This is a genomic window from Ferrovibrio sp. (assembly GCF_025869515.1).
Taxonomy (GTDB): domain Bacteria; phylum Pseudomonadota; class Alphaproteobacteria; order Ferrovibrionales; family Ferrovibrionaceae; genus Ferrovibrio.
In genome coordinates, this window is the sequence record NZ_JAOZVR010000064.1 from 1 (window position 1) to 7,533 (window position 7,533).

Genomic DNA, 7,533 nt, shown 5'->3' on the forward strand with positions numbered 1-7,533 from the left:
TCGGGCCTTGTCAAGGTCGCGGTTGATCGCATTGCTGGCTGATCAGCCAGCTTGCGTGGTTGCGATGGAGGCATGCGCGACGTCGCATCATTGGGGTCGGGTGGCGCAGCGACATGGCCACGAGGTCCGGCTGGTTCCGGCGGTCTACGTAAAGCCCTTCGTCAAGCGCCAGAAGAACGACCGCGCAGACGCGGAAGCCATCGCGGAGGCGGCATCACGGCCAACTATGCGCTTCGTCGCGGTGAAGAGTACCGCCACGCAGGCTCGCGCAGTCGCCTTCCGCACCCACCAATGCCTGGTGCGTCAGAGAACGCAGTTGATCAATGCGCTACGCGGCCATCTGGCCGAGTTCGGTCTCGTGGCACCAAAGGGGCCGGCAAGTCTGAGAGTGCTGGAGGAAGCGTTGGCGGACGAGGCCAGTGATCTGCCTGCCGTCGTGCGAGAGATGGGCACGATTTATATCGACCAGATCGCACGGCTCTCGGAGGTGATCACGCGGCTGGCAGATGAACTTGAGACAGCTTCGAAGACGGACATAGAGCTTTGCAGGCTCTGCACCATTCCGGGAGTCGGACCGGTGACCGCAGGTGCCGTCGCGGCTTTCACACCGGACCTCGACACGTTCGAAAACGGTCGCAACTTCGCGGCCTGGCTGGGCCTCGTGCCCAAACAGCGATCGACGGGCGGCAAGTCCAAGCTGGGATCTGTCAGCAAGATGGGCCAGACCGACATCCGTCGGCTCCTCATCGTCGGCGCCATGAGCGTGATCCGCTGGGTGGTTCGCAAAGGCGGCAGTCCGAACCGCTGGCTCGCGAACCTCGTGGCGCGCAAGCCGAAGATGGTTGCCGCCGTTGCGCTCGCGAACAAGATGGCACGCATCATCTGGGCATTGAGCGTGAAGAAGGAAGATTATCGAATGGCGTGACCGGCACCCCAGACGGGAAACGGCACGGCATGGCCGCAAGGCCGGGGTGAGCGATCGACGAGGAGTAGGCGACACGGACTTCGAAGTTCAAGGCAGGGACATTCAGACCCGGGGCTCGAGCGCATGCAGCTCTCTGAACCGATGTGAACCCAGCTTTCCGAACAGCATACCGGCCCGTGGCGATATTAGGCCACATAGAGAGGCCTGACACACGTCCGATCGAAGACCCCGCCGAAACAACGAAGATTTTGCTTGCCAAACAGGGGGCATCCACACACGCCTCGGCCGTGATGCGCATGACGCTACCCCCGAAACCATCCGCCCGCATTTTGGTACACGTAAAGGCGGCGGTGACGACAATCTCGTCCAGAGTGGAGGAGCGACGGACGATATCCTGAAGTATCTCGTCCCAGCCCGGCCCCGCCGTCAGATCGATATCGAGATCATCCGGCCGATTCTCTTCGGGGATGGCCTCATGCGCCGCCAGCAAGCTGATAACGTAGGCGGTAATCCTGGCTTCGACGTCCTTGGACGCTTCAAGCGCCTCGCGGACCGCATCGATCTCCACCGTGATCACGTCGGACGGCCCGCACCAGGAATGGAAATAGGATCCATCCTCTTCGGCGCTTTCGTCGAACACCAGGGGCAGGATGAGAGCTTCGAGCGGAGTGACATCGCGAAACGGGATGTGCGGCGTCACCACGGTGGGAGAATGATAGTCGGCCATCTCATGCTCCCGTGACGAGAGAGAGATCGGAAGGGTGAATATCGCGCTGCATGTTTCGTACTCCTGGGTTGAAGACGTGCGCCGGAGGCCCGCCGGTCGGAGGTCGTGGCGCTACGTATCGAGATTGAGACTGAGGGTTGGGCCACCGGTGGTGCGGCGGCAAGCAGGCGCTATCCGCGCGAGATGACAGAGAGCTCCAGCGTCTCGTCGGAAAAAGCGATGCGCAGATGGGTGCCGTCCGGAATGGTCGACATCAGGACTTCGAGGCCTTCGGCATCGAGGAAATCGACGCCGTCGTCGCCCCCGAATGTCCGGCGCTTGATCTCGAACCAGTCGTCGTTCGTGTCGGGGTCGCACTCTTCCGCATAGGCCACGAGCGGCTTTGCACCCTCGGCGAGCGTGCCGTTCGAGCAAAGGTAGACGCCGTTATCTCCCACCAGCCAGAGACCAGGTTTGCGGTTGTCAGTTTCGGAAAGACCGAGATGCGGATCACGGAAGCCGCCATTAGCCTCAGCGTCGGAAATCCCGCGAGCGATCACCTCGCGGACGGCGGACAGCGGAAAGGTCAGTGTCATGTCCGCCTCCCTCACGCTGCAGCGACTTCGGGGAGATGGCGGAACTGCACCGGCAGCTTGGCGGCGATTTCCGCGTCGGACAGATCCTCCAGCAGTTTGAGGAACGTTCCCTCCTTGCCGCCATAGAGCAGCACGGTGCGTTTACCCCGCATGTGCTCTGGCCAGCGGTCCCCGGCATAGCCACGATAGTCGTCGTGCGTTGCGCTCCAGATGTGCTCCAGGCGCTCCTCACGCGTCATGGCGCGCACTGGGCGGCTTTCGCGCTCGACGATGGCAAGGCGCATGCGCTCGACCGAGCCCTTGTCGGCAAGATCGCAGTTCCCATGAAAATGCCGCGTCCGTCCGTCGATCCGAAGCGTGAAAAAGACGCTGGTGACGAAGCCGATCATGAACTCGCGCATGGCGAACATCTCTCCCCGAATCCACAGCGGCGGCAGGACATCCAGCATGTAGTCGCACTGTTCCTGACCGATCTCGAACCATTCGCCGGCATAGAGAGCGCTATCTTCATCCTCGAAACGGTTCGGGCGCTGCTTGTGACGGTCGAACATGCGGAACATTTCCGAGCGGGTGGCAACACCCTGGAAGACCTTGCGGATGAGAGATGCGGGGTTCATGGCGGGCTCCTTTCGGCCTCGTCGGGCCGGAGCGCGGTTCATCCCCGTGGATGTCCATCTTCTCTTCGGCCCTTCCTGACCCCTCCCCCACGGCCGCCATCCCGACCGGCCGGGTCAAGGGCCGGCATCGCCGGGCGCAGCCTCCCTTGACGCGGCCGGCGGGCATGCGGCAGGCCATTCCTGCCCCCTTTTTCTTTTTCCCTTCCCTTCTCCTGCGTCCTTCTCTCCTTTGAACAGGTTGCAGACGAGGGCCGGTCTGCTCCCACCAGCCTGTGTGCGGATGAATGAGAAATGGCGAACGGCGTTGTCACGGCCGCTCCACGGCGAAGTCCGGGTCGCAGCCTTCGTCGCCGGGATAGCGTCCCATAGGATCACAGATCATGATCTGCAGAACGACGTAATTCTCATGCCCGAGATATCGGCCGGCCTGGATCGTGAACCGCTCGTTGACGTCGCCGCTTGTCTTGCGAATCCTGAACGGGTAGGTCCAACCGATGTCGAGGAGCCCTTCCTCATACGGCTTGCCGGCCTCGCGCATCTTCGCGCCGAGCTCGTTCAGGATCTGGCCGGTCAGCCGGAAGCCGAAACTGCCGATCACCAGGAGCTCGGGAAGCCCACGCTCAGCATTGCCAATCGTATACCCGAACGCCGGATCGGCGCCGTCGCCGCCAACGTAGAACAGGTGTTGGCCATGGTTCTCTATGTTTTCGCGCACCTGGCGCATCATGTCCGGTAACATTCGAATTCCTTTCGAACAGGCCGTCGACCGATATATTCCTTGACCAACGGATCTTCACGAATCGAAAATGGGGAGGCCATCCATCTCCTCGGCATCGCAATCCAGGAGAATGTGGTCGAATCCCGCCTCGCGCGCCCAGGTCATCACGGCGAACAGGTCATCGGGAATCCTATCCTTTCCGACGCCTGCATTTTCGTCGTGAGCATAGAAGAACCAGCCATACTCACCGTACGGCCCGCCGAGGCATGGCCAATCGGCCGCGGGTGTCTTGTTGAGAAACACCGCTGTCTTTTCGGTGATGTGATCGATTGAGATGACGATAAACCGTTTGACGTCAAAGGTGCTCATCTTGCGTCTCCTTCCATGCCGACGTTCAAACAAGGCCGAGTTTGCGCGGTGACGTCGCCTGCAGCATCCAGCGTTCACCCTTGATGCGCTTCAGAAAATCGCTCGCCGGGGGAACACGGCCGAGAACCGTCTGGACGTGGCGTTCGGCTATGACGCGGGTCGGCACGGCGGCGCCATTTCCGGTCTGGATGACGATGCCTAGACGGGCTTCCGCCTCGAACACGCCCCAGGCGTGATGGCGGAACACAAGATGTTCGTTGCCCACCGTCCAGTTTTCCGTGGCGAGGAACCAACGGTGCAGGGGCAGGTATTTCTCCGCGTCACCACCGAAGCGCTGTGCGCTTTCACGGGCAAGATCGTCTAAGGACGGTGTGGCTGCCGGAAACCAGTCGGGCTTGTCGAAATCGACCAGCCAGTCCTTCGCATCAGCGATCTTAGGGCTGTCCTCGTCCAGATGCTGCAGGCCGAGAACCTGCGTCGGGACCTTGACACCGTCCCGGTTCAGGATAGCGGGGCCGAATATTTCCAGCGCCTCGCGGACACCTTCGAGGTGGTGTCGCAACGCCCTGTGCGTAAACCGGCATTGCAGGGCTTTGGTGGCGTCGAACCAGGCGTGCAGGCCGAAATAATCCTGCCAGAGACCGCCATGAATGCGCGCGGATGACCGCGCATGATCGTAAGGATGCATGCTTCTTCTCCATAAGATTGTTGAGATGGGTGAAAGGCCGTGCGCCTGCGTCAGCCGACGTGCAACCGGAGCGCCTTGTCGAATGTCTCTGCGAGCCCGGATTGCTCGCTCCATTCGTCGAATGTCGCGGGCGCGCCACGCGGTAGAAGCGGCAGATAAAGAGGATAGGCCTGCCGGGCATGGTCGAGAGGCAGCGCGTCGCTCCTCCACGACCCGTCATAGGTGTCGCGCATGTGTCGCCGATACCGGGCGAGACGATCCGCATTGACCGGATGGACGTTCGTGCGCAGCGCCTTGAGGAAATCGCGGAGAACGTCGTGCAGATGCGGTGGCGGCGCGGAATTCCTGTGGGCCTTGAACTGACCGACATGCAATGTCAGATTGGCCAGGTCTTCGCCGAGCCTGATTTCCACAGTCGCAACCCGCTTCCCATCCTCCCTGAGCGACAGGATATGAACATCGCCCTTGCGGCAGGTCTCATAGTAACCGCCGACACAATGGTCGAGCTTGTTGCCTTCCTCGACGAGATCGCTCGCCGATATGAGCGCGACAACCTCATACCGGCCGCAACCGGACCGCCAGGGTGCGCAGAGCGCGGGCCAGCCGGGCTTGTCGGCATGACCTTCATGGCGGAGCGCTGCCAGCGACGCTGCCCTGCGGTGCCAGAGGTCGACCGCTTTGCGGAACGCCCGCGGCTTGCGCGCACCGATGATTGCCCGGTGCAGGGCGGCAAGGAAATCACGTCGGTCGGGAGCGCCGCAGCACCTGACATCAAACCGAAAGTCTCTTGCGAACTCGGTGAGACGATATCCGCCCTTGAGGCCGCCCACACGAAGCCGCTCACTTGCCAGAGGCCTGAGCAGGTCGTCGCGCAGCGCGTTCACGGCGTCCTGGACGCTGGTGCCCTCCTCGTCGAGGTAGTCGAGGCGGATGAGGTGACTGCGTTGCCGTTTCACCCAGGGCGACGTCTCCCAAGCGTATGCCTGCCCGGGACGCCCCTCGCCCGGCCATTCATGCAGTGGCACACTATACGCCTTGAGCTCCTCGATGGCCCTCTCGAAATCCGTCGAATGACCGATTGCCCGGTCGACTGTCCGGCTTTGCCTGAGCGCCTTAAGCTCTGGCGCCGAAAGACCGGTTCGCTGCATGATCGCCGGCGCCAACGGTCTGCCCTCGTCGATGATTTCCGTGATGGCAAGGTCGCGCAGCATTGTCGGAAGCGCGTCATAAAGCTGAAACGCCTGAAGCCGCCGCTTGAGGATTTCCGGGCGGCGGGGCTCGCCGGAGGTTTCGATGGCGAGCAGCCAGACGGCATTGGGCGGAAGCGAACCGGCCCCGCAGGAGGCTTGCGGCAGATCCCTTGCCAGAATCGCCTTGCGATGCGCCTGTCCCAGTTCCTCGATCCGACGCGTCAGCATCCCGACCGCTGTGCCGACGGTGTCCGCAAAGGCGGAAACTTCGCCTTCGTCAAAACCCTTCGAAAGAAGGTTGACGATGATATCGGGAAAACCGTTCCGGTCGAGCCAGTCTGAAAAGTCGATCCCGGCAATCTGGCCACTGATGCGAACGTGATCGTTGATGACCTTGACGATCTGCGACAAGAACTGCGTGACAGGTTCATCGGCGGGCAGGACCGGTCTGGTATCGAGCCGAACCTCGGTGCTGCCGTCCTGCTGTCCGATGACCAGCCTGACAGAGGCCAAAGCCACGATCGCGACAACAGGATCAAGGCCGGTGACAAAGTTCGGCTCGGCGATTTCCGGGCAGGCTTTCGCCACCTTGCGCAAGGCCAGCCGTTTCAGGGATGTCCACGTCAGGGCGGTCATTCGAGCACCTCCCCGGCCTGAAAGGCTGCCGGCGACGATGGTGAAGGATCGTCGTCCCAATCATCGGGGCTGTCATCGAATTCGTCGTCGAAATCGTCGTCGCCGTCGTCCTCGTCATTGAAGGTCATGTCGCATTCGATGAAGAGGCCGTCTTCTTCCTCGAATGGGCGAACAGTGACGGTTCCCTGACCGCCCTCATTGTTGATCCAGTCGCCCTCCGGCGCATCGGAAACGATCCGTTCGAGCAAATCGGGGAGCTTGATGACCGAACCTGCATTGGTGACGGTGACCGGAATGTTCGGCAGATCGTGAGCGACGGCGCCGCTCACGTAGATGACGCGCTCCAGCGTCGTCTCTCCCGAGTCTCCTCCTCCGCTCAAACCGTATTCGATCCTCCTGATTTTGAGGGTGCGGAGAATCGCCCCCAGCTTGTCCTTCCAATCTTCGGTTGACTGCATGGCCTTGGCCCCTTTTCAGGTGTTGAACACACCTTCGGGCCAGCCGGCCGGTCATCGGCCGGGTCAGGGGCCGCGCCACGCGCGGGCGTGAGCTTTACCCTTGACGCGACCGATGAGCGGATGGCATCGGGGTTCCTCTCCTCCTTTCTTTTTCCTTCGTCCTTTGTTTCAAAACGTCGTTCCAGTCATTCTCGGTTGGACGCAACCGTTGCCAGGCGCACCCCAATTCCTCCGCCATCGCCCGCAATCGAGCAGCGAAGACCTCCCCTTGAGCATTGGCATCTGTGGCAGCGACAAGCCGGGCGGAGGGACGGTCGGCTAGCAAACGCAGGGCAGCATCGGTTGCCGGCGACCAACCACCGCCTGTGCTGAGATAAAGCGTCTCATTGCGAAGGCCCTCGATGGCGGCCAGGCTCATGGCGTCGATCGCCGCCTCGGTGACGCAGAACCGACTGGCTTCAGCAGGGCCGAGGCGAAACAGAATTTTCGTGCCGCGTGCAGAGAAGCCCCGCCATTGCGGCCCGCGTTCCTCCCATCCGGTGATCCGCCCCGATCCATCCAGATGAACGGCCCACATGGCGTCACGACACGAAAGTGTTGGATCTGTCCGACTTTTGAGAACGTATGGTG

The 7,533-nt window shown here is 61.8% G+C and carries 10 protein-coding genes; 1 reads left to right on the forward strand and 9 read right to left on the reverse strand.

All coding sequences use genetic code 11. The features are described from left to right. A partial coding sequence (locus tag OJJ21_RS10690; RefSeq protein WP_297686001.1) for an IS110 family transposase occupies nucleotides 1–925 on the forward strand: 925 nt, incomplete at its 5' end. Here the strand turns inward: OJJ21_RS10690 and OJJ21_RS10695 are convergent. The 9 genes from OJJ21_RS10695 to OJJ21_RS10735 form a co-directional block, all read right to left on the reverse strand. Next, nucleotides 879–1,652 carry a hypothetical protein gene (locus tag OJJ21_RS10695; protein ID WP_297686003.1) on the reverse strand — a complete coding sequence of 258 codons (774 nt, stop codon included), beginning with the start codon at nucleotides 1,650–1,652 and terminating at the stop codon, nucleotides 879–881. The genes OJJ21_RS10690 and OJJ21_RS10695 overlap by 47 nt on opposite strands. A 170-nt stretch (nucleotides 1,653–1,822) precedes the next feature. Beyond that, the gene (locus tag OJJ21_RS10700; RefSeq protein ID WP_297686005.1) at nucleotides 1,823–2,227 is read right to left on the reverse strand and encodes a DUF3085 domain-containing protein; all 405 of its coding nucleotides are present in this window, start codon (nucleotides 2,225–2,227) and stop codon (nucleotides 1,823–1,825) included. A gap of 11 nt (nucleotides 2,228–2,238) precedes the next feature. Beyond that, nucleotides 2,239–2,844: a DUF1419 domain-containing protein gene (locus OJJ21_RS10705; RefSeq protein ID WP_297686007.1), complete on the reverse strand. Its 606-nt coding sequence runs from the start codon at nucleotides 2,842–2,844 to the stop codon at nucleotides 2,239–2,241. 307 nt (nucleotides 2,845–3,151) lie between these two features. Next, a complete protein-coding gene (locus OJJ21_RS10710; protein ID WP_297686009.1) occupies nucleotides 3,152–3,571 on the reverse strand; it encodes a DUF4262 domain-containing protein in 420 nt (139 codons plus the stop codon). A 66-nt stretch (nucleotides 3,572–3,637) separates the two neighbouring features. Next, entirely contained in the window at nucleotides 3,638–3,931 is a 294-nt protein-coding gene (locus OJJ21_RS10715) for a hypothetical protein (protein ID WP_297686011.1), read from the reverse strand. Nucleotides 3,932–3,956: 25 nt separating this feature from the next. After that, complete coding sequence (locus OJJ21_RS10720; RefSeq protein ID WP_297686013.1) at nucleotides 3,957–4,619, reverse strand: hypothetical protein; 663 nt, start codon at nucleotides 4,617–4,619, stop codon at nucleotides 3,957–3,959. Between the two features lie 50 nt (nucleotides 4,620–4,669). Beyond that, a complete protein-coding gene (locus tag OJJ21_RS10725; RefSeq protein ID WP_297686015.1) occupies nucleotides 4,670–6,445 on the reverse strand; it encodes a PcfJ domain-containing protein in 1,776 nt (591 codons plus the stop codon). Further along, nucleotides 6,442–6,903 (reverse strand): hypothetical protein, encoded by a 462-nt coding sequence (locus OJJ21_RS10730; protein ID WP_297686017.1) that lies wholly within the window; start codon nucleotides 6,901–6,903, stop codon nucleotides 6,442–6,444. The genes OJJ21_RS10725 and OJJ21_RS10730 overlap by 4 nt, the downstream gene beginning before the upstream one ends. Before the next feature lie 94 nt (nucleotides 6,904–6,997). Then, the coding region (locus tag OJJ21_RS10735) for a DUF3991 and toprim domain-containing protein (RefSeq protein ID WP_297686019.1) at nucleotides 6,998–7,533 on the reverse strand (536 nt) is incomplete at its 5' end.

Bases quoted from the DNA above. Each gene is read 5' to 3' on its own strand.
- OJJ21_RS10695 (WP_297686003.1), bottom strand. From the start codon at position 1,652: ATGGCCGACTATCATTCTCCCACCGTGGTGACGCCGCACATCCCGTTT.
- OJJ21_RS10700 (WP_297686005.1), bottom strand. From the start codon at position 2,227: ATGACACTGACCTTTCCGCTGTCCGCCGTCCGCGAGGTGATCGCTCGC.
- OJJ21_RS10705 (WP_297686007.1), bottom strand. From the start codon at position 2,844: ATGAACCCCGCATCTCTCATCCGCAAGGTCTTCCAGGGTGTTGCCACC.
- OJJ21_RS10710 (WP_297686009.1), bottom strand. From the start codon at position 3,571: ATGATGCGCCAGGTGCGCGAAAACATAGAGAACCATGGCCAACACCTG.
- OJJ21_RS10715 (WP_297686011.1), bottom strand. From the start codon at position 3,931: ATGAGCACCTTTGACGTCAAACGGTTTATCGTCATCTCAATCGATCAC.
- OJJ21_RS10720 (WP_297686013.1), bottom strand. From the start codon at position 4,619: ATGCATCCTTACGATCATGCGCGGTCATCCGCGCGCATTCATGGCGGT.
- OJJ21_RS10725 (WP_297686015.1), bottom strand. From the start codon at position 6,445: ATGACCGCCCTGACGTGGACATCCCTGAAACGGCTGGCCTTGCGCAAG.
- OJJ21_RS10730 (WP_297686017.1), bottom strand. From the start codon at position 6,903: ATGCAGTCAACCGAAGATTGGAAGGACAAGCTGGGGGCGATTCTCCGC.